Here is a 22,900-nt window from a genome sequence, read left to right on the forward strand (position 1 = left end):
GGGAAAATGGTTTTCAGGGTTTTGCTGCGTCTTCGAGGCCGGTCCAGATGGAGCCGTATTCGTCGGCCACCACCATCAGGCTTGCGCCGAGTTCCTGGGCGAAGGCGCGCTCGGAGCGCGACCATGCGGGCATGATCCACGGCTTGCCGGCCTTTCGCGCGGCCTCGGCGATCTTGCGGAGGTCAGCCTTGTCGGCATCCGTGTTGCGATAGGCGCCGCGACCGGAATCAAGCGAAAGATCGCTCGGTCCCACGAACAGGCCGTCGACGGTGGGGAGCGCGAGGATTGCCTCGACATCCTTGAGAGCGGCAGCGGATTCGATCATCGGATAGCAACGCGTCTTGGCGTTTTCGGTGTCGTAGTAATCCGGCTTCACGCCCCCGTAGCGGGCCGGCCGCGTGCCGGAGAAGCTGCGTGTACCGAGGGTTGGATACTTGGCCGAAGCGGTCACCCGGCGGGCGTGCTCGACATCGCCGATATGGGGAATGATGACACTGTCGGCGCCCATGTCGAGCGCCTGCTGGATCGGGATCGCCTCCGGTCCAAGCACCTTGGCATGCATGGTCATGCCGAGCGCCTTGCCAAGCGCCAGGATGCGGTCAAGCGCTTCGAGGTCGAACAGGCCATGCTCGATGTCGAGGACGATGTGGCGGTAGCCGATGTCGTGGGCGATTTCGATCATCGCCTGGTGCGGGGTCGAGAGCCAGACGGCAAGGTTGTCGAGCGCGTTAGCCATGGGCGGTGCCATCCTTCTTCTGCCGGTCGGCGATCATGCCGGCAATATCGACCAGTTCTTGCAACGTGCCGCCGGCATTGATGCGCGCCACCCAGCTTCCCTCGTCTTCCTGGTCCGCCAGCGCGATATCGGCAATGCCCGCGACCTCTGCCGGCGGCAGCACGAGGATGCCGCAGTCGTCGGCAAGGATCGCGTCGCCCGGATTGACGGTGACACCGCCGCAGGAGACGGGAATGTTGTAGCCGCCGCCGAGATTGAGCAGCTTGGTGGTGATCGGCGAGACGCCACGCGCCCAGGTCGGCACGCCGGCCTCGCGGATTGCGGCCGGGTCGGTGATCATGCCGTCGATGATGACGGCAGCAAGCCTGCGCTCCTTGGCGACAGCAGCCATGAAGCCGCCCCAGGCGGCGTGGCGCTCGTCGCCCGCCCGGTCGATCACGAGGACATCGCCGGGCCGCACCCGGTCCATCGCGTGGTAGAGCAGGGTGGAATCGGGGCCAGGGATCGAGACGGTCTGCGCGGTGCCCGCCACCCTCACGCCATCGATCAGCGGGCGCAGGTCATTGCGCATGAAACGATCATGCAGGTAGTGGCCGACGGTCGCGGCTTCGACGCGGGCAAAGCGCGCCATGAGACCGGCATCGAGTTGCGGCGCGGGATCGGCGATCCGGTAGGATTTGATCGACATGATGAAGGGGCATCCTATTGCGTGAGAAGTCTGATCGCGGAGGGCGCGCAGGCGAGAATGCCTGGTGCTCCGGGTTTCGGGATTGGTTGGTCGCCGCCGTTGCGCACACGGGCGGTGATACGGCTGCCATCGGCAAGCGCCAGGCCATAGACGGTGTCGGTACCGATGTAGACGGCGTCGATGATTGTGCCGGGAAAACGCACCGACCCGCCGGCGTCGCCCTCAACGAAATGCAGCGCCTCCGGGCGGATGGCGAGCGTGCAGGGGTCGCCGGGCTGCAATGGCAAGTCGCAGGGAAAATCGATCCGGCTACCGGCGGCGTCAAAAGTGAACCGGTCGCCGGTGCGGCCGGCAATGCGGGCCTCGATGAGGTTCATGTCGCCGATGAAGCCGGCGGTGAAGCGGTTGGCCGGGCGCTCGTAAAGATCGACCGGGCCAGCGACCTGCTGGACGACGCCGTTGTTCATCACCGCGATGCGGTCCGACATGGTCAGCGCTTCTTCCTGGTCGTGGGTGACGAAGATGAAGGTGATGCCGAGACGGCGCTGCATCTCCTTCACCTCCATCTGCATTTCGCGTCGCAACTTCAGATCGAGCGCACCAAAGGGCTCGTCTAGCAGCAGAACAGACGGCCGATTGATCAGCGCACGGACGAGTGCGATGCGCTGCTGCTGGCCGCCGGACAGCGCGGAAGGTTTTCGATCGATGGCGTGCGCCATATGCACGCTTTCGAGCGCGGCCTTCACCCGCTCGCGAATCTCATCCTTCGCAACGCCTTTGACCGAGAGGCCGAAACCGACATTCTCGCCGACATTGAGGTGCGGAAACAGCGCGTAGCTCTGGAACACGGTGTTGACGTTGCGCTGGTGGGCCGGCACGCCGGTCACCTCCTTGCCGTCAAGCAGCAGGCGACCGGAGGTCGGCTCCTCGAAACCGGCGATCATGCGCAACGTCGTCGTCTTGCCGCAGCCGGACGGGCCAAGGAAGGTGAAGAACTCGCCCGCCTTTATGGTGAGGTTCAGCCGGTCGATGGCGGCATACGCACCGAAGGCCTTGCGGATATCGATCAGTTCGATGGCGACACGGCTTGCGCCGGCCGGCTCTGTCATGATGTCAGGCGGCATATCATCTGTAACTCGGTGAGGAAGGGAAGGGCAGCCGGAGACTTGCGCCCGGCCGCCGATGATCCGGCGCGTTACTGCGCGGTCTTCACCTTGGTCCATCCGTCCTGGTAGAGCTTGGTGGCGTCACCGACATCCAGGATGAAGTCCGCCTTCATCAGCTTGTCTTCCGGCGGATAGATCGCGGCATTCTCCGCCACATCCTTCGGCAACATCGCCTTGGCCTTGTCGACCACCGTCGCCGATTTCGACAGGTTGGCCGCCTTTGCAGCGACTTCGGGCCGCATGATGTAGTCGATGAACTTGTAGGCTTCTTCGACATTCTTCGCGGAGGTGGGAATGGCGAAACCGTCGATCCACATCGAGCCGCCTTCATCCGGAATGACGTACTTCACCTTCGGATTGGTCGCGGTAACCTGGGCAATCGAGCCGTTCCAGCCCTGCACGACGCAGGCCTCGCCCGACGCGAGCAGGTCGCCGTAGTTCGTGCTGTTGTAGCCGCCAAGCACCTTCTTCTGCTCGATCAGCGACTGGGTCGCCTTCTCGATTTCCTCCGGCTTGGTGGTGCCGGCGTCGAAGCCGTTGACCTGAAGCCCCGCAATGTAAGCCGCCAGCATATTGTCGAGCATGTAGATGCGGCCCTCGTACTGCGGGTCCCACAGCGCCTTCCAGCTCGTCGGCGGTGTTTTTACGCAGTCCTCGTTATAGGCAAAACCGGTGGTGCCCCAGATATAGGGCACGGACCATTTCTGGCCGGGATCGTAGGAGACCTCCTTGAAGGGCGCGCCGAGATTGCCGATGTTCGGGATCTTGGCGTGGTCCAGCTCCTGCAGCAAACCCTGTTTTGCGAGCACCTGCACGGTGTACTGGCTGGGCTCGATGAGGTCGTAGCCGCTGGCGCCGGCTGACAGCTTCGCCATCATCGTCTCGTTGGAATCATAGGTGTCGAAGGTCACGGTGATGCCGGTTTCTTTCGAAAAGTCGTCGACGATCTCCTGCGGTACTTCGCCGGACCAGGCATAGATATTGAGTTCGGCGGCCGATGCTGCCGATGTCAAAGCAAGCAGGCTGGCGGATGTAAGGAGGATTCTCCAGTTGTTCATTGTTGTATTCCCCTTTTCTTGGTTGGTGGTCTTATGATGGTTTGCGCATCGTCCTGAGATAGCGCCCCATGACGACCATGATGACGAGGACGTTGACGGCGATCAGCATCGCGCCGAGCGCATTGATCTTCGGCGTCAGGCCGGTCTTCAGGGTGGCGTAGATCTGGATCGGCAGCGGCGTGGTACCGACACCTGACACGAACGTTGAGATGACGAAATTGTCGAAGGAGATCACCGCGCAGAGCAGGAAGGCCGAGAGAATGGCAGGCGCCAGCAGTGGCAGCGTCACGCGCAGGAACGCCTGCTTGCCATTGGCGCCGAGATCGGCCGCCGCCTCGTCGAGGCGCGGATCGAGGCCGGAGGCGGCGGCCCGCACGATGAGGAAGCTGAACGGGATCGACACGAGCACATGGCCGGCAATCAGCGTGCCGTAGCCGAGCGGAATGCCGGTCCAGACGGTGGCGACGAGCAGGCCGACGGCGAGCACGATTTCCGGCAGCACGAGCGGTGCGATCATCAGCGTCGAAAACAGGTTTTTTCCAGCGAACGGGCGCTTGACCACGGCAAGGGCCGCACTGGTGCCGATGGCGGTGGCGAGCGCCGCCGCGGCGACAGCGACGATGACGCTGACCTTCAGGCCAGCACGGAGTCCGCGATCACCGAGCGCTTCGGCGAACCAGGCGAGCGAAAAGCCTTCCCAGACAACGGTTGTCCGGCCGGCATTGAAAGCGTAGACCACCAGCACCACCAGCGGTGCGAAGAGGAAGACATAGCCGATGAGCGTTGCCGCGGGAACGTAGAGACCGATGAACTTCTTCATGCCCGTGCCTCCTCGACCGAGCGCAGCACGCGCATGTAGCCGACGATGATCACGGACGAGATCGCCAGCAGCACCACGGAAACGGCGGCTCCCAGCGGCATGTTGCGGAAATCGAGGAAGAGCTGGACGATCAGGTTGCCGAGAATGATGCTCTTGCCGCCGCCGAGCAGGACCGGAATGGCATAGACGCCCATGGCCGGCACAAAGACGAAGAGGATCGCCGCCATGACACCGGGTAGCGACAGCGGGAACGTCACCCGCCAGAAGGATTGCAGTGGCGTGGCGCCGAGATCATCGGCCGCTTCGAGAAGCCGCTTGTCGAGCCCGTTCAATGCAGCGTGGATCGGCAGTACGGTCGTCGGCAGGAAGGCGTAGAGCATGCCGACCAGCACGGCCGGATAGGTGCCGATCATGCGGACCGGTTGCTCGATGAAGCCAAGGCCGACGAGTGCGCTGTTCATCGTGCCATTGCGGCCGAGCAGCACCATCCAGGCCGACATGCGCACGATGAAATCGATCCAGAACGGAATGAGGAGAAGGGCCAGCAGCAGCCCGGCGTAGCGCCCGGCGCGCAGTGCAATGAAATAGGCGATCGGATAGCCGACGAGCAGGCAGACGAGGGTGGAGACGGCCGCGAGTTGGAGTGAATTGAGGAAGATCGGCAGGTAGATCGCCTGGAAGAGCTCCTGGTAGCTTGCCAGTGTGAAGCCGAATTTCGCGCCGCCATAGGTATCCTGCTCGGCGAAGGAAAAGGCGATGACGATCAAGATCGGGATGACCAAAAGAAGGATTGCGCTGAGGAGGGACGGGGCGAGAAGGGCCAGTGTCAGAAGGTTGCCTCGGCGCGCGGCGATCATTTCCGGACCTCCATACGGACCTGCCGGGACGAGGATTCGACCGGCCGGATAAGGTTGGTGGCACTGACGGAAAGATGCGCCCGCATCGCCGCCTCGGCGCGTTCGGGATCCCTGTCGGCGAGTGCCTCATGGATCACGACCATGTCCTGCAAGTCTTCGAACAGCAGCGCCACGGGCATGCGGGAGACATAGAGGCTGCGGACCGAAAGCGCATAGAGGCGGGTCAGAGCCTGCATGAGATAGGCATTTCCCGACGCTTCGGCGATCAGCCTGTGCATCTCCTCGTCGATGCCGAGGTGCCATTCGATCTCCATGCGCTTGGCTTCGACACCGGCGCGCGCCTCCTTGATCAGGGCAGCGAGAGAATCGAGCTGTGTATCGCTAATGCGCGTAGCAGCGAGCCGCGTCGCCCAGAGCTCGGCTTGAAGGCGAAATTCCTGGAGCTGGAAGAAGTCGGTGGCCGAGGTTGAGGACACGAAATAGCCGCGCTGCGGAACCGCGAGCAGCAGATCTTCCTGGGCCAGCCGTTGCAGTGCCTCACGCAGCGGCGTGCGGCCGACAGCCAGCCGCTCCATGCATTCCTTCTCGTCGATCGGCGATCCCGGCAGCAGCTCCGCCTTGATAATGGCAGTGCGCAGCCCGTGGTAGGCGACATCGCTCAAGCGCATTTTCGTGTTCGACGGCAGGGGCACGGTCTGATACTCCAAAAATATATTTTTAAGATATCGTCGGAATATTTGTTGTCAATCGCTTCTGCGGCAGGCGGCGCAGTGAGAGGTGACAACCGAGAACGAGCCCTATCCGTCACATCCGCTCAATGTTTTTCGCATCTTTACTAAACCGTCCAGACGGTATAGTAATTTGCTTGTGCTTAACGCGTTCTGGGAGGAAACACGGTGCAATTGGATGGATTTCTGAGAACGACGGCGCTTGTTGGCGCAGTCCTTTGGGGTGGCTCTGCCACAGCGGCCGAAGTGTCGATCTTCTGCAGTTCGGCCGGTGCCGAGCTGGAATTGTGCCAGTCGGCCTCCGAGGCCTGGGCGAAAGAGACCGGCAACACGGTCAAGATCAACAAGATGCCGGCGAACTGGGGCGAAGCCCTGCCGCTGTACCAGCAGCTTCTTGCCGGAAAATCCGGCGATATCGACGTGCTGACGCTCGACAATATCTGGGTCGGTGCGCTTGCCTCGCACCTTGTCGACCTGAACGAGAAGGTGCCGAAGGAAGAGCTTTCGGCGCATTTCGAGGCCGCGCTTGCCGACTCGACGATCGAGGGCAAGCTGCTTGCCATGCCATGGTTCGTCGATGCCGGCCTGATGTTCTATCGCAAGGACCTGCTCGAAAAATACGGCAAGGCCGAACCGAAAACCTGGGCCGAACTGACCGAAACGGCGAAGTCCATCCAGGAACAGGAGCGTGCCGCCGGCACCAAGGATATGTGGGGTTATGTCTGGCAGGGCCGCGCCTATGAGGGCCTGACCTGCGATGCGCTGGAATGGGTTGCCTCCTATGGCGGCGGTACGTTCATTGCGCCCGACGGCACCATTACGGCCAACAATCCCAAGGCTGTCGAGGCACTCGATCTTGCCCGCTCGTGGATCGGTGGCATCAGCCCGGAAGGTGTGCTGAACTATGACGAGGAAGGCTCCCGCGGCGTCTTCGAGGCGGGCAATTCGGTCTTCCATCGCAACTGGGGTTATGTCTGGGGTACCAGCCAGGCGGAAGGGTCTTCACTGCTCGGCAAGGTTGGCGTCATGGCCTTGCCAGTCGGCGCGGAAGGCGAAAAGTCAAGTGGTTGTTACGGCGCCGGCCTGCTGGGCGTTTCCAAATACGCCGATGATACCGACGCGGCCGTCAGTCTCGTTCGTTATCTCACCAACGCCAAGGAACAGAAGCGTCGCGCCATGCAGGGCTATAGCCCGACGTTGAAAGCGCTCTATCAGGACGCGGAAATCCTGGCAAAAAACCCCTCGTTGCGCTTCGCCGAAAAGGCCTATGCGGAAAGCGCTTCCCGGCCTTCGCAGGTCACGGGTGCCTCCTACAACCGCGTCTCGCAGCGCATCTTCAATGGCGTTCACAACGTGCTGAGCGGCAAGGAAAGCGCACCGGATGCGCTCGCCAAGGTGAGCAGCGATCTGGAGCGGCTGAAGAAGCGCGGCTGGTAAGCCGACATATCGAGGAAAAGACAGTGAATATCGCGATCGCACCGTGCTGCTGGGGCGTCTATTGGCCCGTTGGCAACGACCTCGGCTGGACCGATTATCTCGACCGCATCGTTGCGGCCGGATACCGGCATACCGAACTTGGCCCTTACGGCTATTTTTCCACCGACGCAAAGGTGCTTTCGCACGAGCTTGAGCGCCGCGGCCTCTCGGTGGTCGCGGCGGCCCATGTCCACACACTGGCGGACCCGGATACGGCGGCGACACTGGCAGACAAGGCACACCAGATTTGCGCCCTGCTTTCCAGCGTGGGTGGCACACATTTTATCCTGATGGACGAGTCGGAATTCTATCCGAAAGCCCAGATGGGCGTCGTCGATGAAGCCGGCTGGCGCACTGTCGTTGAGCAGACCATGATGGCCGCCGGTATTGCGCGCGAACATGGCCTGCAATTCAGCTTCCACCCCCATGTCGGCACCTGCATCGAGCATGAAGATCAGATAGAACGGCTGCTTGCCGAAACGGATCCGGCGTTGGTCGGGCTCTGCCTTGACACCGGCCACCACGCGTACTGGAAGGCCGATCCCAAAGCCTTCTTCCTGCGCAACGCCGCACGCATGAACGCCATCCATCTCAAGAATGTCGATGGTGCCTTCCGGGAGAAGGTTCTGGCGGAAAACATCCACTGCGACCGCGCCTTCGAAGAGGGCATCATGACCGATCTTGATCGCGGGGTCGTGGATATCGCCGATTTCATGCATACGCTGCTGGCGCAGGGTTACGACGGTCCGCTGGTCGTCGAGCAGGATCTTGCACCGAAACATCCGGATACACCCGAGGTAATCGCCGCCCGCAACTACGCCTTCGTTTCTTCTCTGTTTCAGGGGCGTGCCGGTCGATGAAAATCGCGATCCATAGAAACCCCGCCACGATCGGGGACCATCTCGCAGCCCGTATCCTCGCCGAACTGCGCACCGCCAATGCGGCCGGCCGGCCCTATGTGCTTGGCTGCCCGGGCGGGCGCAGCCCGATGCCGGTCTATGTCGCGCTGGAGCGTCAGCTTGCCGCCGCCCCGGTCGATTGCTCGAACCTCGTCATTGCGATGATGGACGAATATTTGCTCTCTGGGCCAGCGGGCTTCTCCCTGCCTCCGTCATCCGCACACTATTCCTGTCGCGGTTTTGGTCAGCGGGAAATCGTTGGCCGGATAAACAGCGCGCTGCCCGACGCGATGCATCTGCCGGACGTGAACTTCATCATGCCCGCCATTGCCGCGCCCGAGGCCTATGACGCACAGCTTGCGGCCCTTGGCGGTATCGATCTCTTCTTGCTGGCGTCCGGCGCAGGCGACGGTCATATCGCCTTCAATCCACCCGGTTCGGCCCGCGACAGCCGCTCGCGCATCGTGACGCTTGCCGAGCAGACCCGGCGCGACAACCTCGCGACCTTTCCGGATTTCCAGGGCCTCGACGAGGTGCCGACTCACGGCCTGACCATCGGCATCGGCTCGATCGCCTCGCTCTCCAAGTCGGTCGCGATGATCGTCTGGGGCGAAGGCAAGCGAGAGGCTTTCCGCCGACTTGCGACAGCGACTACCTATGATCCTTCCTGGCCGGCGACGATCGCCATCGAATGCCAAAACGTCGAACTGCACGCCGATACTGCGGCCAGGACAGAGCCATGACACGACACGCGATCGGCATCGATGTCGGCGGCACCAAGACGAAGGCTTGCATCGTGCGGCTTTCGGATGGTGCGGTTGTCGCCGAACGTACCGAGGCGACGCCCTGCCAGACTGGTGGCGCCGCAGTCCTTGATCTCGTCTGCGATCTGGCGGCGGCCATGCGGGGCCTCGCGTGCAAAGACGCACTCGAGGCCACCGCGCTCGGCATCTGCCTGCCGGAACTCGTGACGCGCGACGGCGAGCCGGCCTCGGCCTGGAATTTCGATTGGCGTGGCCTCGACTATCGCAGCCGTCTCGGCACCTATGGTGCCTTGCACATTGACAGCGATGTGCGGGCTGCCGCCTTCGCCGAGGGGTGGATGGGTGCAGGCAAGGACGTCGACCCCTTCGTCTATGTCACCATATCCACCGGCCTGTCCCATTCTCTGGTCATCGGCGGTGCGCCCTATGAGGGGGCGCGCGGCTTCGCCATCCACTTCTCCGGCAGCGATCTCGTCGCCTTCGACGGGCCGAACCAGGATCGGGCGGTGCGGCACAATCTAGAGCTTTTTGCGGGTGGCAAGGCGCTCGGCGAGCGCTATGGCGCGGTCATCGCTCGCCCGGATACCACGGCGCTGGCACTTTTCGAGGCGGAAGCAAAGGATCCGCGAGCGGCCGAGATGGTCTCCAACGCGCTTCTCTCGCTCGCCTCCTATCTTGGCCAGCTCATCAACACGCTGGACCCCGCCGTGCTTGTCCTCGGCGGCGGCATCGGCAGCGATCCCAAGGTGACACCGCGTCTCGCCGCGCTGACGCGCCAATTCATCTGGGCTGAGGGCGCCAGGGACATGCCGATCGTGCCGAGTCTCATCGGTGACACGGCCTGCGCCATCGGGGTGGCGGCGATGGCCCACAAGACAACGAGCAGGATGGACCGGCCATGAGCGGTATAGATCTCATCAATGTGGTCAAACGTTTTGGCGCGCTGACCGTCATCGACGGCGTCAATCTCGAGATTGCCGAGGGTGAATTCGTCGTTTTCGTCGGTCCGTCGGGCTGCGGCAAGTCCACGCTGCTACGCATGATCGCCGGGCTCGAAGAGATTTCCGACGGCGAGCTGCGCATTGCCGGCAGCCGAATGAACGAGACTCCACCGGCCAAGCGCAACATTGCGATGGTCTTCCAGTCCTATGCGCTCTATCCGCACATGAATGTCGAGCGCAATCTCGGTTTTGCGCTGGAGACCGCCCGGCTTCCGGCCACCGAAATCCGCGAACGCGTCGTCAAGGCCGCGAAATTCCTCAAGATCGATCATCTGCTGGAGCGTCGGCCGGCACAGCTTTCCGGCGGCCAGCAGCAGCGCGTTGCGATCGGTCGCGCGCTGGTACGCCAGCAGAAACTCTTCCTATTCGACGAGCCGCTGTCCAATCTCGATGCGGACCTGCGCATGGAAATGCGTGTCGAGATCGCCCGCATTCACCGCGAGGTAAAGGCCACCACCGTCTACGTCACGCATGATCAGATGGAAGCGATGACGCTCGCTGATCGCATCGTCGTTTTGAAAGACGGCGATATCGCCCAGGTCGGGACGCCGATGGAGCTCTATGAGCGTCCGGCCAACCGTTTCGTCGCTAGCTTCATCGGCTCGCCGCGAATGAATTTCCTACCCGGTCTTTTGGCGCGCGAGGGAGAGGAAAGCGTGCTGTCGCTCTCCGGCCGGCGCCACCACCTCGTTGCCTATGACTATGCAGGCGACGTCACGCTCGGCATCCGTCCGGAAGACCTGATGCTCGGTGGCGGCGATGCGACACTGGAGGCCGAGGTCCTGCTCGTCGAGCCACTTGGGGGAGAATCCCTTGTCCATCTCAACGTCGGCGATGGCCGATCGATCGTTGTGAAGGCACAGGGAAAGCCGGATATCCGCCCGGGTGCCACGACGCTGGTCGGCTGGAAACACGAGCGGGCGCACGTCTTCGACAAGGAAGACCGCGCGCTTCTTCCGGGGAGGGCCTGACATGGCGCGGGGTGTGATGCGCATCGGTCTCAATGCCACACGGGCGCGAACGGCCTGGCTGTTTCTGGTGCCAAGCCTTGTCGTGCTCTTTGCGGTCGCGCTTTGGCCGCTCGGGCGTACCTTCCTCTTTTCCTTCACCGATGCCTTCCTCACCGAGCCGGACATCTACGGCTATGTCGGCTTTGAGAACTACTTCACGCTATTCGAGGATCCGCTCTGGTGGCAGTCGGTGCGCAACACGCTGTTTTTCACCGTCATCTCGGTGTCGATCGAGACTGCGCTGGGGCTGGCGATTGCGCTTCTCCTGAACGCCCATATTTCCGGCCGTGGACTGATGCGCGCCGTCATTCTCATCCCCTGGTCCATTCCCGTGGTCGTCAGCGCGCGCATGTGGCAATGGATGCTGCATGACCAATTCGGTATCCTCAACCATGTCCTGAAGCTCATGGGCTTCATTGACAACGGCATTGCCTGGACGGCGAACCCTAATCTCGTCATGCCGGTCATCATCGCCGTCGACGTCTGGATCACCACGCCCTTCATGGTGCTGCTCATCCTCGCCGGGCTGCAGATGCTGCCGAAGAGCATCTATGAGGCGGCCTCGATCGACGGCGTGTCGGAATGGCGGCAGTTCACGGCGCTGACACTGCCGCTTCTTGCCCCCAGCATCGCCGTCGCTGTGCTGTTCCGGCTGCTCGATGCGCTGCGCATGTTCGACCTGAGCTTCGTGCTCTCCTCCAACAGCGACGACACGAAGACCGTGTCGATCTATGCCCGCGAGGTGTTGGTCAATTTCCAGGACATGGGCGTCGGCTCGGCAGCCAGTGCCGCGATCTTCCTGATGATCGCGATCGTCACCGCGGTCTACGTGACCGTTTTCCGGCTCAACCGCCGACTCCTGGGGGTGTGACATGGTGCGCAGTACGACAAACAGACGGCTTCACCGCCTCGCAATCTACGCGCTTTTCAGCGTGGTCGCGCTCTACACGCTGTTTCCCTTCTACTGGATGATCGCTTCCTCGCTGAAGTCCGGCCAGGCAATCTTCGACGTCACCTTCCTGCCGGACCTGAAGTTCAACAACTACGAGGCAATCCTGTCGGACGGTGTGTTCCTGCGCAGCCTGATGAACTCACTGATCGTCGCAGCATCCGTCGTGGCGCTGTCACTGGGACTTGCGATCGCTGCCGCCTATGCGCTCGGCCGCATTGAGTTCCGTGGCCGCTCGCCGATCATGTTCCTGTTCCTCGCCGTCTCGATGTTTCCGCAGATCGCCCTGCTTTCCGGCCTCTTCGAGATGATCCGCTGGCTCGGGCTCTACAACACGCTGGGCTCGCTGATCTTCGCCTACATGATCTTCACGCTGCCCTTCAACATCTGGGTCCTGACGACCTTCATGCGCAACCTGCCACGGCAGATCGAGGAGGCGGCCATTATGGACGGCTGCTCGCCGCTGCGCATCGTGCGCTGCATCTTCCTGCCGATGATGGGGCCGGCGCTGATCTCCACGGGGCTGCTTGCCTTCATCGCCTCGTGGAACGAATTCCTGTTCGCCTTGACCTTCATCCTGACCGACGAGAACCGCACGGTACCGGTCGCGATCGCCCTGATCTCCGGCTCCAGCCGCTACGAATTCCCCTATGGCGCGATCATGGCCGCGTCGACCATCGTCACGGTGCCGCTGATCGTGCTGGCGCTGCTCTTCCAGAAATACATCGTCTCCGGCCTCACCGCCGGCGCCGTTAAAGGGTAAGAAAGGTTCTTTCATGCGTATCGTCCGTATCGGTCTCATCGGTCTTGGCGAAGTAAGCCAGCTCATGCACCTGCCGATCCTTGCCGACCATCGGCACCTGTTCGAAGTCGCCGGCGTCTTCGACGTCTCGCCGAGCCTGACGACCCATTGCGCCGAGCGTTATTCGACCCGTGCCTATGCGAGTGCCGAAGCGCTGGTTGCCGCGCCCGATATCGATGCCATCTTCATCCTGACGCCTGACCAGACGCACCGCCACTACCTCGACTTGGCGCTGAGGGCCGGCAAACACGTCTTCCTTGAAAAACCCGCCTGCCTGACGCTCGGCGAGATCGACGATGTCGTGCCGCTGGCAAAGGAATCCGGCCGTCTTGTCTTCGTTGCCTATATGCGGCGCTATTCGCCGAGCTTCCTCAAGGCCAAGGAGATGATGCCGGCAAGAGATGAGCTGCGGTACGTGCGCGTGCGCGACCTTATCTGCGAAGGCCCGTTCTTCATCCGGCAGACCCGCAACATTTTCTACCCGCGCGATCTCGATGCGGACTTTCTCGCACAATCGCGCTCGGAAACCGAGGCGCTGCTGCGCGATGTCGCCGGTAAGGACGCGTCCCCTGGCCTCATGCGCGCCTATCAGGTGCTGACCGGCCTCTCCTCGCACAGCCTCTCGGCCATGCGCGAGCTGATCGGTCTGCCGCAGCGGGTGATCGCAGCCCATCACAAGCAGAACGGCGAGCAGATCGTGGCACTCTTCGACTACGGCCACTTCACCGCGATCTACGAGGCGCTGATCGATAATGTCGCGCGCTTCGACGCCCGCATCGAGGTCTATGCCGATCGCCGTCGCCTCAGCTTCGGCTACGACACGCCGTATATCCGCAACCTGCCGACCTCGCTGGAGGTGACAGATTCGACCGACGCCGAGACGGAAACCCGGGTCTTCGGGCCCAACTATACCGATCCCTTCGCCATCGAACTACGCGCCTTCCACGAGCATCTCGTCAACGGCACCACGCCGAAGACCACGCTCGGCGACTCCCGCCAGGACCTTGCCCTGATGGCGGATATCGTCGGTCGCCTGCGCGAGAGTTCGCAGCTATAGCGGGAAGACCAGCAGCAGCATCGGAGTTCGATATGGCAATACGTGGCACCGCCCGGGAGCGCATCCTCAGCGCGGCCGAGGAGATCATCGTCAAGGAAGGCGTCTCCTCGCTCACCTTCGATAAGGTAGCGGAAGTAACCGGCCTCAGCAAAGGCGGCATCCTCTATCATTTCGCCAGCAAGGACGCGCTGGTGCGCGCCATGGTCGAACGTTTCGTCTACCGCTTCGAGACCGGCCTTTCCGGCCTTGAGGGCAAGGACGAGGAGCCGCATGGCCGTTACACGCGCGCCTATGTCGCCGCCACCATGGGCGGCGCGGCCAGCACCGGCGACCAATACGACCGTCTCGGCGCCAGTATCACGGCGGCGCTGTCGAATTTTCCCGATCTTCTGGAAATCGTGCACCAGCAGAATATCCGTTGCCAGGCCGCCGTCGAACAGGACGGCCTGGACCCCGTCGAGGCCACGATCATCCGTCTTGCCATCGAAGGCATGTGGATGGCGGAGGTCTTCAACGTCATGCATCTCGACCCCGCCATGAAACAGGCCGTCATCGCCCGCCTTATCAGCCGCACCCGTCCCGAGAGCGCCGGAACGTAGCGCTCCATTTTTCAAAACGAGGAGTTTTCCATGGGCTACAAGCCTTCCCCCCGCCCTGTTTTCGACCGACCGAGCCACATTCCCTATGCCGGCGTGACGCGCCATCTTTGGGGCGAGGAGAATGCCGGCCTCGTCGATGACTGGATCTATGCCTCCACGGAAAACATCCACCAGATTGTCTTCGGAATGCAACCGGGCGGCTGCTTCAAGCATACCGATGCTTTCCGCACCATTTTCGGCGCGGATGAACTGCTCTACGTGATCAGCGGTACGCTGGGGCTTGCCAATCCGGAGACGGGTGAGGTCTGCATCGCCAAGCAGGGCGAGGCGCTGTTCTTCCGCAAGGATACCTGGCACCACGGCTTCAACCTCGGCGAGGAACAGGTGCGCGTGCTCGAGTTCTTCGCCCCGCCGCCAGCCAAGGGCACGTCGGGCCCCTATGCCCGTACAAAACCGCTGATCACGGAAAACCGCTATATCCAGCAGGAGTTTCTGGGCCGCTGGCCGATGGAGGCGGAGGCGCAGAACAAGGCTCGCACCATCCATCCCAAGCGCGATGCCGATATGCTCTGGAGCCTCGATGCCGAGACGCAAGGCGCCTATACTGGCTTCTACTGTGCAACAGACCAGTTGACCGTCGGCAAGACAACGGTGCTGGGCGGCAAGCGCACGTCCACCGAACGCCACAACGGCGATGAATGCCTCTATGTCGTCTCGGGCGTGCTCAACATCCATATTCCGGACGCCGAGGGCCAGGCCTGGTTCGAACTGAACCCGCGCGACGGCTTCTACATCCCCGCCGGCTTTGACCACCAATATTTCAATATGTCGCACACACCGTGTGAATTTGTGTTCGGTGTGGCGCCGGTGATGTAACGCTCTCTCGCCCGCGGCCCGGCCCCTATTTTTCCCGAAGTCGTGCCTTCAGGCCCTCGATGATGCGGTCGGCCAGTGCTTCGTAGTCGCCGTCGAAATGATGGCCGCCTTCGATGCCGATCGATTGCACGCCCGAGGACGTCAGTGTGGGGCAGGGGTCGTCGCCCTCGGCCGTGCCATAGATGCACTGTACCCGCCCGGCGTCGATCTTTGCGATGTCGGCAACGGGGTCGCCGGCCGCGCCAGCGCTGGCGACCCCGAGCCAGCCGGCGACGGAAACCTCGTAGTCGACCTGATGGGAAAGCGCCATCAGTGTGAGTTGCGGCACGCGCGCCTGGTCTTCCGCCGACAGCAAATTGTAGGTGGCCGGCAGGACATCGGCTCCGAAGGAATAACCGACGAGCAGGACATGCCGCACGTTCCATTCCTTGCGGAACGCGTCGATGATGCGGGTGAGGTCGTCGGCCGTTTCCTGCGGTTTTCGCTCGGACCAGAAGTAACGTAGCGAATCCACACCGACGACGGGAATGCCGCGCTGTTGCAGGGCACCTGCCACCTGCTTGTCGATATCGCGCCAGCCGCCGTCGCCGGAATAGACCACGGCCATGGTATCGAAGGCCGGCGTTGCCTTGAGTATGGTGAGTGGCAGGCCGAGCGGCGTCTCCGTATCGCCGGCCGCATCAATCCGGTCGGCGAGCACTTGGCCGAGGGCATCCGTGGCGGAGACGGTCTCCTCTTCCACGTCGATATCGGGATGAGCCTGCTTGAGCGCCGTGACATGGTCGCGGCCAGCCTCATCGGCCAGGCTGGTGAAAAACACGGTGACCGGGGCCGGCAGCGGTCCGTCCACCAGGCTGTAGACGGTGCGCCCGTCCGCCTTCATCTTCGACGCCGGCGTGCACAATACCTTGTCGAGCGGGATGCCGGCAGCGGGATCGACGGCGATTGCCTCGCCGATGGTCGCTGCGGGGCTCTGGGCAATCATTGCGAGCGCCAGCGCGCCGCCATCGCCGATGCCGGCGAGAACCGGCGGGTTGTAGCGTGTCGCCCCACCGGCGCGCTGTACTTGGTGGGCGAGCGCTTCCACGTCGGAGACCATGTAGACGCAATCACCCACATCGGCCTGCAGGGTCTTGAGGTACGTCGGAAAGTCGATGCCAATGACAGCAGCCCCCTTGGCGACAAGCCCCGCCGCCATTTTTTCTTCGTCGCTGCCCCATCCGGCGGCGTCCGAGATCAGGAAGACGCTCGCGCCGGGCGTGCCGTCCGGCATGAGGATGTGATCGGCGGGGATCATGCCGGTCGAAAAAGCCTGCGGTTTTTCCTGCGCGGCCGCGGGAAGCAGGGAACAGGCGAGGAGGCCGAGGGTGGCAAGGCGATAGAAAACCTTCATTTGGAAATCACTCCTTTGACGCCACCGCCGATGAGGAAGGTCACATCCATCAGGGCAAGTGCGGCGCTCGTGCCGTTCGACACCGCAAGATAACGCGGCTCCCATCGGGGATGGAACTTTGCCTTGAAGGCGCGCAAGCCCTTGAAATTGTAGAAGCGTTCGCCGTGTTCGAACAGCGTGCCGCCAAGACGGTCCCAGACCGGGGCCGCCTCGCGCCGCGCCATGCCTGACAGCGGCGCCATGCCGAGATTAAACTGCCGGTAGCCTTCGCCGCGCAGATACTCGAGGATGCTGGCGAAGAGGAAATCCATCGTGCCCTTCGGGGCCTCGGGGGAAAACCGCATCAGGTCGACCGTCGCCTCCGCCTTGGTATCCGTCACCATCAGCGTGGCGAAGGCGACGATGCGCCCGGCGAGCCGCACCACGGCGACGGGCTGCGAAAGCACATAGGCATCCTCGAAAGCACCGAGCGAGAAGGTTTTTTCCTTGGTGTTGTGATGGGCGAGCCAATCGCCGGAAACGGTCCTGAGATCGGAAAGGATGGCATGGACGCCATCCGGCAGCACGATGGACAGGGTCAGCCCATCACGAAGACCGCGATTGTAGGATTGCCGGAGATTGGCAAAGCCGCTGCCTTTCATCTCGAACCGGGCGAGGTCAACGAGCGCCAGTTCGCCGAGCTTGAAGGCACGCAGGCCCACATCGGCGCAGGCCGAGAGCAGGACCGGAGAGATCTGGTAGAAGGCCGCCCGTCCGCCGCCGGCCCGCGCGGCGCCGACGAATTGCCAGACGAGTTCGGCGAATTCCTCTTCCCGCCCGACAGGATCGGCAAGGGCGATCCACGAGCGGCCATGGATGCCGTACATGATGTAGGACTTGCCGGATGGCGAAAACAGCAGCCGTTTGTCGCCCATGCGCACCAGGTTGGCGTCGGCCATATCCTGGCCCATGGTTACCGCAACGGCCTGCTCCCGCTCCGCCTCTGTCGGGCCTTGCGTGCGATAATGTGCCGGTCGCAGCAGGCTGAGAAGCGCGATTACCGAGGCGGCGATGGCAAGGCCGAGCAGCGCGCGCAGGCCGCGCGGAGCCTCCTCAGAAAATTCGAACTGCCACCAGAGTTCGTGCGCATAGTCGGTGTCGCGGTAGACGAAGAGCAGGATGACAAAGGCGGTGACGAGAATGACGGCGATGGCGGCCAGCCAGGAGGGGCCGAGCGCCTGGCGCAGCAGAGAACTGTGGCGATCGAAAGCGCGGCGATTGGCAAGCAGCGTCAGGATGAAGAGGGCGAGCAGCGCCGCCTCGAACAGGGCGATCGCCTTGAGAAAGGCAAAGGCGAAGGCGACGCAGGCGCCGATGAGCGCCACCCACCAGGCGCCGTCCAGCCGCTGGCCAAGCCCGCGCGCCGCAACGACCAGCAGCAGCCCGATGAGGCTCGAGAGAAAATGCGCGCCCTCGACGATCGGCAGCGGCAAGTAGTTGGAAATGAAATCGAGGTCGGAGCCCGGCGTCGGCACGACGCTCGAAAAAATCAGCATCGCCCCGAGCAGTAGCGAGAGCGTCGAGATCAGCGCCGGTGCCAGCCTGCCGGCGAGCTGCGCCGCTTCCGCCACGCCCGGCCGCATTGCCAGTTGCCGCATTTCGGTGATCAGCAGCAGGCCGGTCGCCAGCAGCAGCGGCAGCACGTAGTAGATCAGCCGGTAGAGCACGAGGCTGCCGAGCAGTTGGTCGATGCCGATGGCATTGGACAGTCCCGCCATGATCACCGCCTCGAAGACTCCGAGACCGGCGGGCACATGGCTGAGCACGCCGAAGCCGATCGCCACGGCGTAGACGGCAAGGAAGGTCGGCCAGCCGACATGGGTATCGGGCAGCAGCACGTAGAGAACCGATGCGGCCGCCGCGATATCGAAGGCCGAGACGAGGAACTGGCGTGAGGTCGTACGGCTGTCTGGCAGCCGCAGGCTGAAACCCTTGAGGTTGATCGCATGGCCCTTGCGACCGGCATAGAACACGGCGGCCAGTGCGGCGAGAACAAAGACCGAAAGGATGCGCAGCCAGAAGGACTCGATGCCGAGGATGCCTGCGACGCGCGGCGCCACGGCGAGCGTCGCAAGCGCGCTGACGGCGAGCAGGCCGAAGCCGAAGGAAAGCGTGACGAAGGCGATGACGCGGGCGATTTCGCCGGGCGCGAGGCCAAGCCGGGAGTAGGCGCGAAAGCGGATCGCCCCGCCGCTGAGTGGGCCGAAGCCGACGGTGTTGCCAACCGCATAGGCCATGAAGGCGGTGACCGCGACGGCGGGGAAGGGTAGTCGCCGGCCGATATGGTCAAGGGCGTTGGCGTCGTAGAAGATCAGAGCGAGGAAGCTGAGGCCAGTGAAGAGCATGGCCATGGCGATGGCGCTCCAGGCGGTTGCCGAGAGCGCGGCCAGAACATCTTCGTAGCGCACCTCCGCCGTCAGCCGATAGAGGCCGAGGGCAACGAGCGCAAAGACGAGCAGGCTTGCTGCGGCAAGGAGATAAAGCCTGTATGTCAAGAACAGTCGCACGAAACGCGATGACCGATCTTCATTCACCGCAAAGCTCTCATCCGACATGGGTCACCCAGCCTTGGTTTCAGGGCCGCATACTCGCCCAGCTTGTGGCAAATATCAGGCAGTCTGCCCCTTTTCACAGATCGTCCTTGCGGGGGGCGCGGCGAGCCGTTTTTTCACCTTTGAAAACCCGGTCGGGCCGTTCAAAGGCGTACCATACCGGGGTAAGGTCGGGCCTTTGAACCGGGATGGCCGATGTCTGTGATACGCGCAAGGGACTGGATTGCCGGCCTGTCCGTGGCGGGGCTGATGTTTCCCGAGGCCGTCGCCTATGCGGGCATTGCCGGCCTTGCGCCGCAACGGGCGATCATGGCCGCGATCGTCGGCTGCCTGATCTATGGCGCATTCGGGAAAAGCCGCTTTGCGATCGTCACCCCGACATCGTCGTCCGCGGCGATCCTTGCCGCCATGCTGGCGGCTGTTCCGGGGGCGATCGCCGACAAGACAGTGCTCGTCACGCTGATTGCGGCCTGCGTCGGTCTGCTGTTTCTCCTCGCTTCCCTGCTGAAGCTCGGCAACCTGGCCGGTTTCGTGTCACGGCCGGTTCTGCGGGGGTTTGCCTTCGGCCTGGCTGTGACGATCATCCTGCGGCAGCTTCCGGCCATGGCCGGCATGCCGGCGGCAGGCGCGAATGTGCTGCAGCAGGTGTACTCGTTTTTCTCTGGATGGCCGGAGTGGCATGTTCCCAGCCTTCTGGTCGGTTTTACGGCGCTTGCGGCCTTGTTGCTGCTCAGGCGCCTGCCGTTTCTTCCCGGTGCTCTCCTGGTGCTTGGGGCCGGAATCGCGGCGGCGCGGCTGCTCGATTTGCACGATCACGGCGTCGCCCTGGTCGGCGCGGTGCCGTTGGCGCTGACATGGCCGGCCCTGTCGGCAGTGCGGTGGCAGGAGATTGCCGGTCTCCTGCCTTATACACTGCCCATGGTGCTCATCCTCTTTGCTGAGTCCTGGGGCACGATCCGGTCGCTCTCCTTACGCGATGGCGACACGGTGACGGCAGATCGTGAGCTTTTCGCGCTCGGCGCGGCAAATCTCACGAGCGCCCTTGTCCAGGGAATGCCGGTCGGCGCCGGCTTTTCGGCGGGTGCGGCAAGTGAAGCCGCCGGCGCGCAAACTCGCATGACCGGCATGATCGCGGCCGTCGGGCTTGTGCTGATTGTTGTCTTCGCTGGGGATCTCGTCGCCAGCCTTCCCCAGCCCGTTTTGGCGGCCGTGGTCATCGCGGCGCTGACCCATGCGCTTGATCCACGCCCGCTGCTGCGCCTGCGGACGCTCAACCGTGACGTCTTCATCGCGCTGGGCGCGGCGGGCGGCGTCATCGCCTTCGGGGTCCTGGACGGCATCCTGTTTGCCGTCGCTCTGTCGCTGGCCGCTCTCCTGCGCCGGTTGGCGACACCCTATGTCGCTCGCCTCGGCCGCCTGGGCGAGGGGCACGATTTCGTCGACATCGCCCGCCATGCCGACGCAAGGCCCATTGCCGGAATAGCCATCTGGCGGCCGGCGCAGCCGCTGTTCTTCGCCAATGCGGATGCGGTCCTGAACGTCATCGCGGCGCGCATCCGCGAAGAGCCTGCAACGCATATCCTCGTTGTCAGCCTGGAAGAAAGTTTTGACCTCGATAGCACGGCGCTGGACGCGCTGCTCGAATTCGATGCGATGCTCCGCGCGAGCGGCAGGACGGTCCACTATGCGCGCGTCCACGACCGGGTGCGCGATTTCATAGCACTCGCCGCGCCTGCTCTGGTGGATTGTCTCAGCTACAGCGTCGATGATGCCGTTGCGTTGGCGCAACTGGGTTCCAAGCCGCGCCTCTCCTAGGCCGCATCCTCAAGGATGAGATCGGCACCCTTTTCCGCCACCATCATGGTCGGCGCGTTGATATTGCCGGCGGTGATGTTGGGGAAGATCGAGGCATCGACGATGCGCAAGCCCTCGACACCGTGCACCTTCAACCGGGCATCGACCACCGACGTCTCGTGATCCGGGCCCATCGCGCAGGTGCCACACAGGTGATAGATCGAGCCGGAATTCTCGCGGAAATAGTCGATCAATGCTTCGTCGCTGTTGAGGTCGGGGCCGGGGGAGACCTCTTCGGCGGTGACGCTGAACAGGGCCGCGGCGGCGGCAATCTTCCGCACCAACCGGCTTCCCTGCACCACTTCCTCGACATCCTTGTTGGCCGAAAGGTAGTTCGGGTGGATTGCCGGGGCGGCGAGCGGATCGGCGGAGGTAATCGTGATGTTGCCCCGGCTTGCCGGCCGGCAGGAATTGAAGCAGATCAGGTAGCCCGGATAGGGTTCCGGCTTCAGCCCCGCCTTCGGATCCTTGGGAATGCGATAGGAGAGTGGGTTGAAATAGAGCTGGATGTTCGGTTGCGCCTCGTCCTCGGCGCCGCGAAAGAAGCCGCCCGCCTGGTTGACGCTCATGGCGAAGGGGCCCTTGCCGGTCAGGAGATACTGGAGGCCGAGCTTCGCCTGACCGAAGAGGCTGCCGAATTCGTCGTTGAGGGTTGGGATCGTCGCGCGATAGTAGTAGCTGGCGCAAAGATGATCCTGCATGTTCCGCCCAACGGCGGGCAGATGCCGGCGCACGTCGAGACCGACCGATTTCAGCATATCCCCGTCGCCAAGTCCCGAGAGCTGCATGATCTGCGGACTGCCGACTGCACCGGCCGCCAGAATCACTTCCCGGCGGGCAATGAAGGTGCGTTTCTGTCCGTCCTGACGGACCTCGATGCCGGTGATGCGGCCGTCCACGGCGAAGGTCAGTCGCTCGACCTGCGTGTTGCGTTCGATCGTCAGGTTGGCACGGCCTAGCGCTGGACGCAGGTATTCGGCACTTGAATGAGAGCGCTGGCCGCGGTTGGTGTTGACGTCGTAGACGCCAGCGCCCTCGATGTCGGCACCGTTGAAATCCGCGTTCATCGGCAGGCCGAGCGTGCGGCAGCTTTCAAGGAAGGCGTCGGTGATGCGGTGCGTCATGCCGCGCATGGGGGTGATGTGGATCGGACCGTCGCCGCCATGCCAGGAGGAGGCACCGTTCGCATGGGTTTCCAGCTTGCGGAAATAGGGCAGGACCTCTTCATAGGTCCAGCCGGGATTGCCGGCGCGCGCCCAGTCGTCGAAATCCTCGCGGGCGCCGCGTACGAAGATCATGGCGTTGATCGAGCCCGAGCCGCCCTGCACCTTCCCGCGCGGCACGTAGATGTTGCGACCCTTCAATTCGGCTTCCGGCTCGCTGTTGTACATCCAGTTGACGCGCGGATTGTAGTAGCTGCGCGCATAGCCGACCGGGATCTTGAACCAGAAGGAATTGTCGTTGCCACCGGCCTCGACGACGAGGACCGTGTGCTTGCCGTTCTCGCTGAGGCGGCTGGCTAGGATACACCCGGCCGAGCCGGCGCCGACGATGATATAGTCGTAGGTCATGCCCC

Annotated in this window: 21 protein-coding genes; 11 read left to right on the forward strand and 10 right to left on the reverse strand. The window is 63.1% G+C overall.

Annotated elements, in window-relative coordinates; genetic code table 11:
- Window positions 1–13: 13 nt before the first annotated feature.
- The 7 genes from GR138_RS24270 to GR138_RS24300 form a co-directional block, all read right to left on the reverse strand.
- Window positions 14–736, reverse strand: a complete 723-nt coding sequence (locus tag GR138_RS24270) for an HpcH/HpaI aldolase family protein (protein WP_202402818.1) — start codon at window positions 734–736, stop codon at window positions 14–16.
- The gene (locus tag GR138_RS24275; RefSeq protein ID WP_246200670.1) at window positions 729–1,424 is read right to left on the reverse strand and encodes an RraA family protein; all 696 of its coding nucleotides are present in this window, start codon (window positions 1,422–1,424) and stop codon (window positions 729–731) included. The genes GR138_RS24270 and GR138_RS24275 overlap by 8 nt, the downstream gene beginning before the upstream one ends.
- 14 nt (window positions 1,425–1,438) lie before the next feature.
- The gene (locus GR138_RS24280; RefSeq protein WP_246200672.1) at window positions 1,439–2,533 is read right to left on the reverse strand and encodes an ABC transporter ATP-binding protein; all 1,095 of its coding nucleotides are present in this window, start codon (window positions 2,531–2,533) and stop codon (window positions 1,439–1,441) included.
- 86 nt (window positions 2,534–2,619) lie between these two features.
- Window positions 2,620–3,648, reverse strand: a complete 1,029-nt coding sequence (locus GR138_RS24285; RefSeq protein ID WP_160861852.1) for an ABC transporter substrate-binding protein — start codon at window positions 3,646–3,648, stop codon at window positions 2,620–2,622.
- Between the two features lie 31 nt (window positions 3,649–3,679).
- A complete protein-coding gene (locus GR138_RS24290; protein WP_160861853.1) occupies window positions 3,680–4,468 on the reverse strand; it encodes an ABC transporter permease in 789 nt (262 codons plus the stop codon).
- Window positions 4,465–5,325 carry an ABC transporter permease gene (locus GR138_RS24295; protein WP_202402819.1) on the reverse strand — a complete coding sequence of 287 codons (861 nt, stop codon included), beginning with the start codon at window positions 5,323–5,325 and terminating at the stop codon, window positions 4,465–4,467. The genes GR138_RS24290 and GR138_RS24295 overlap by 4 nt, the downstream gene beginning before the upstream one ends.
- Window positions 5,322–5,987, reverse strand: coding sequence for a GntR family transcriptional regulator (locus GR138_RS24300; RefSeq protein WP_160861854.1), 666 nt, complete (start codon window positions 5,985–5,987; stop codon window positions 5,322–5,324). Before GR138_RS24300 ends, GR138_RS24295 begins: the two co-directional genes overlap by 4 nt.
- 240 nt (window positions 5,988–6,227) lie before the next feature.
- Between GR138_RS24300 and GR138_RS24305 the strand changes: the two genes are divergently transcribed.
- From GR138_RS24305 to GR138_RS24350, 10 genes are read left to right on the forward strand one after another with little or no spacing between them, the layout of a single operon-like run.
- On the forward strand, window positions 6,228–7,490 hold the full coding sequence (locus GR138_RS24305; protein ID WP_202402835.1) for an ABC transporter substrate-binding protein: 1,263 nt from the start codon (window positions 6,228–6,230) through the stop codon (window positions 7,488–7,490).
- A gap of 23 nt (window positions 7,491–7,513) precedes the next feature.
- On the forward strand, window positions 7,514–8,389 hold the full coding sequence (locus GR138_RS24310; protein ID WP_160861855.1) for a TIM barrel protein: 876 nt from the start codon (window positions 7,514–7,516) through the stop codon (window positions 8,387–8,389).
- Window positions 8,386–9,171, forward strand: coding sequence for a 6-phosphogluconolactonase (locus GR138_RS24315; protein WP_160861856.1), 786 nt, complete (start codon window positions 8,386–8,388; stop codon window positions 9,169–9,171). Before GR138_RS24310 ends, GR138_RS24315 begins: the two co-directional genes overlap by 4 nt.
- Window positions 9,168–10,094 carry an ROK family protein gene (locus GR138_RS24320; protein WP_160861857.1) on the forward strand — a complete coding sequence of 309 codons (927 nt, stop codon included), beginning with the start codon at window positions 9,168–9,170 and terminating at the stop codon, window positions 10,092–10,094. Before GR138_RS24315 ends, GR138_RS24320 begins: the two co-directional genes overlap by 4 nt.
- Complete coding sequence (locus tag GR138_RS24325) at window positions 10,091–11,164, forward strand: ABC transporter ATP-binding protein (protein WP_160861858.1); 1,074 nt, start codon at window positions 10,091–10,093, stop codon at window positions 11,162–11,164. Before GR138_RS24320 ends, GR138_RS24325 begins: the two co-directional genes overlap by 4 nt.
- Window position 11,165: 1 nt before the next feature.
- Complete coding sequence (locus tag GR138_RS24330; RefSeq protein WP_246200674.1) at window positions 11,166–12,074, forward strand: carbohydrate ABC transporter permease; 909 nt, start codon at window positions 11,166–11,168, stop codon at window positions 12,072–12,074.
- A gap of 1 nt (window position 12,075) precedes the next feature.
- Complete coding sequence (locus GR138_RS24335) at window positions 12,076–12,915, forward strand: carbohydrate ABC transporter permease (RefSeq protein WP_160861859.1); 840 nt, start codon at window positions 12,076–12,078, stop codon at window positions 12,913–12,915.
- A 13-nt stretch (window positions 12,916–12,928) separates the two neighbouring features.
- On the forward strand, window positions 12,929–14,011 hold the full coding sequence (locus tag GR138_RS24340) for a Gfo/Idh/MocA family protein (protein WP_160861860.1): 1,083 nt from the start codon (window positions 12,929–12,931) through the stop codon (window positions 14,009–14,011).
- Between the two features lie 32 nt (window positions 14,012–14,043).
- On the forward strand, window positions 14,044–14,610 hold the full coding sequence (locus tag GR138_RS24345) for a TetR/AcrR family transcriptional regulator (RefSeq protein ID WP_160861861.1): 567 nt from the start codon (window positions 14,044–14,046) through the stop codon (window positions 14,608–14,610).
- A gap of 30 nt (window positions 14,611–14,640) precedes the next feature.
- Window positions 14,641–15,486 carry a cupin domain-containing protein gene (locus GR138_RS24350; protein ID WP_160861862.1) on the forward strand — a complete coding sequence of 282 codons (846 nt, stop codon included), beginning with the start codon at window positions 14,641–14,643 and terminating at the stop codon, window positions 15,484–15,486.
- A 25-nt stretch (window positions 15,487–15,511) separates the two neighbouring features.
- Here GR138_RS24350 and GR138_RS24355 read toward each other — a convergent pair whose 3' ends face one another.
- Window positions 15,512–16,879, reverse strand: a complete 1,368-nt coding sequence (locus GR138_RS24355; protein ID WP_160861863.1) for a virulence factor family protein — start codon at window positions 16,877–16,879, stop codon at window positions 15,512–15,514.
- Window positions 16,876–19,473: a bifunctional lysylphosphatidylglycerol flippase/synthetase MprF gene (mprF, locus tag GR138_RS24360; protein ID WP_160861864.1), complete on the reverse strand. Its 2,598-nt coding sequence runs from the start codon at window positions 19,471–19,473 to the stop codon at window positions 16,876–16,878. Before mprF ends, GR138_RS24355 begins: the two co-directional genes overlap by 4 nt.
- Before the next feature lie 192 nt (window positions 19,474–19,665).
- On the opposite strand from mprF, the gene GR138_RS24365 reads away from it, so the two are divergent.
- Window positions 19,666–21,285, forward strand: a complete 1,620-nt coding sequence (locus GR138_RS24365) for a SulP family inorganic anion transporter (protein ID WP_160861865.1) — start codon at window positions 19,666–19,668, stop codon at window positions 21,283–21,285.
- On the opposite strand, the gene GR138_RS24370 is transcribed toward GR138_RS24365, so the two are convergent.
- On the reverse strand, window positions 21,282–22,895 hold the full coding sequence (locus tag GR138_RS24370; RefSeq protein ID WP_160861866.1) for a GMC family oxidoreductase: 1,614 nt from the start codon (window positions 22,893–22,895) through the stop codon (window positions 21,282–21,284). The two genes, GR138_RS24365 and GR138_RS24370, sit on opposite strands and share 4 nt — an antisense overlap.
- Window positions 22,896–22,900: the final 5 nt, after the last annotated feature.

This window comes from Shinella kummerowiae, assembly GCF_009827055.1.
GTDB lineage: Bacteria > Pseudomonadota > Alphaproteobacteria > Rhizobiales > Rhizobiaceae > Shinella > Shinella kummerowiae.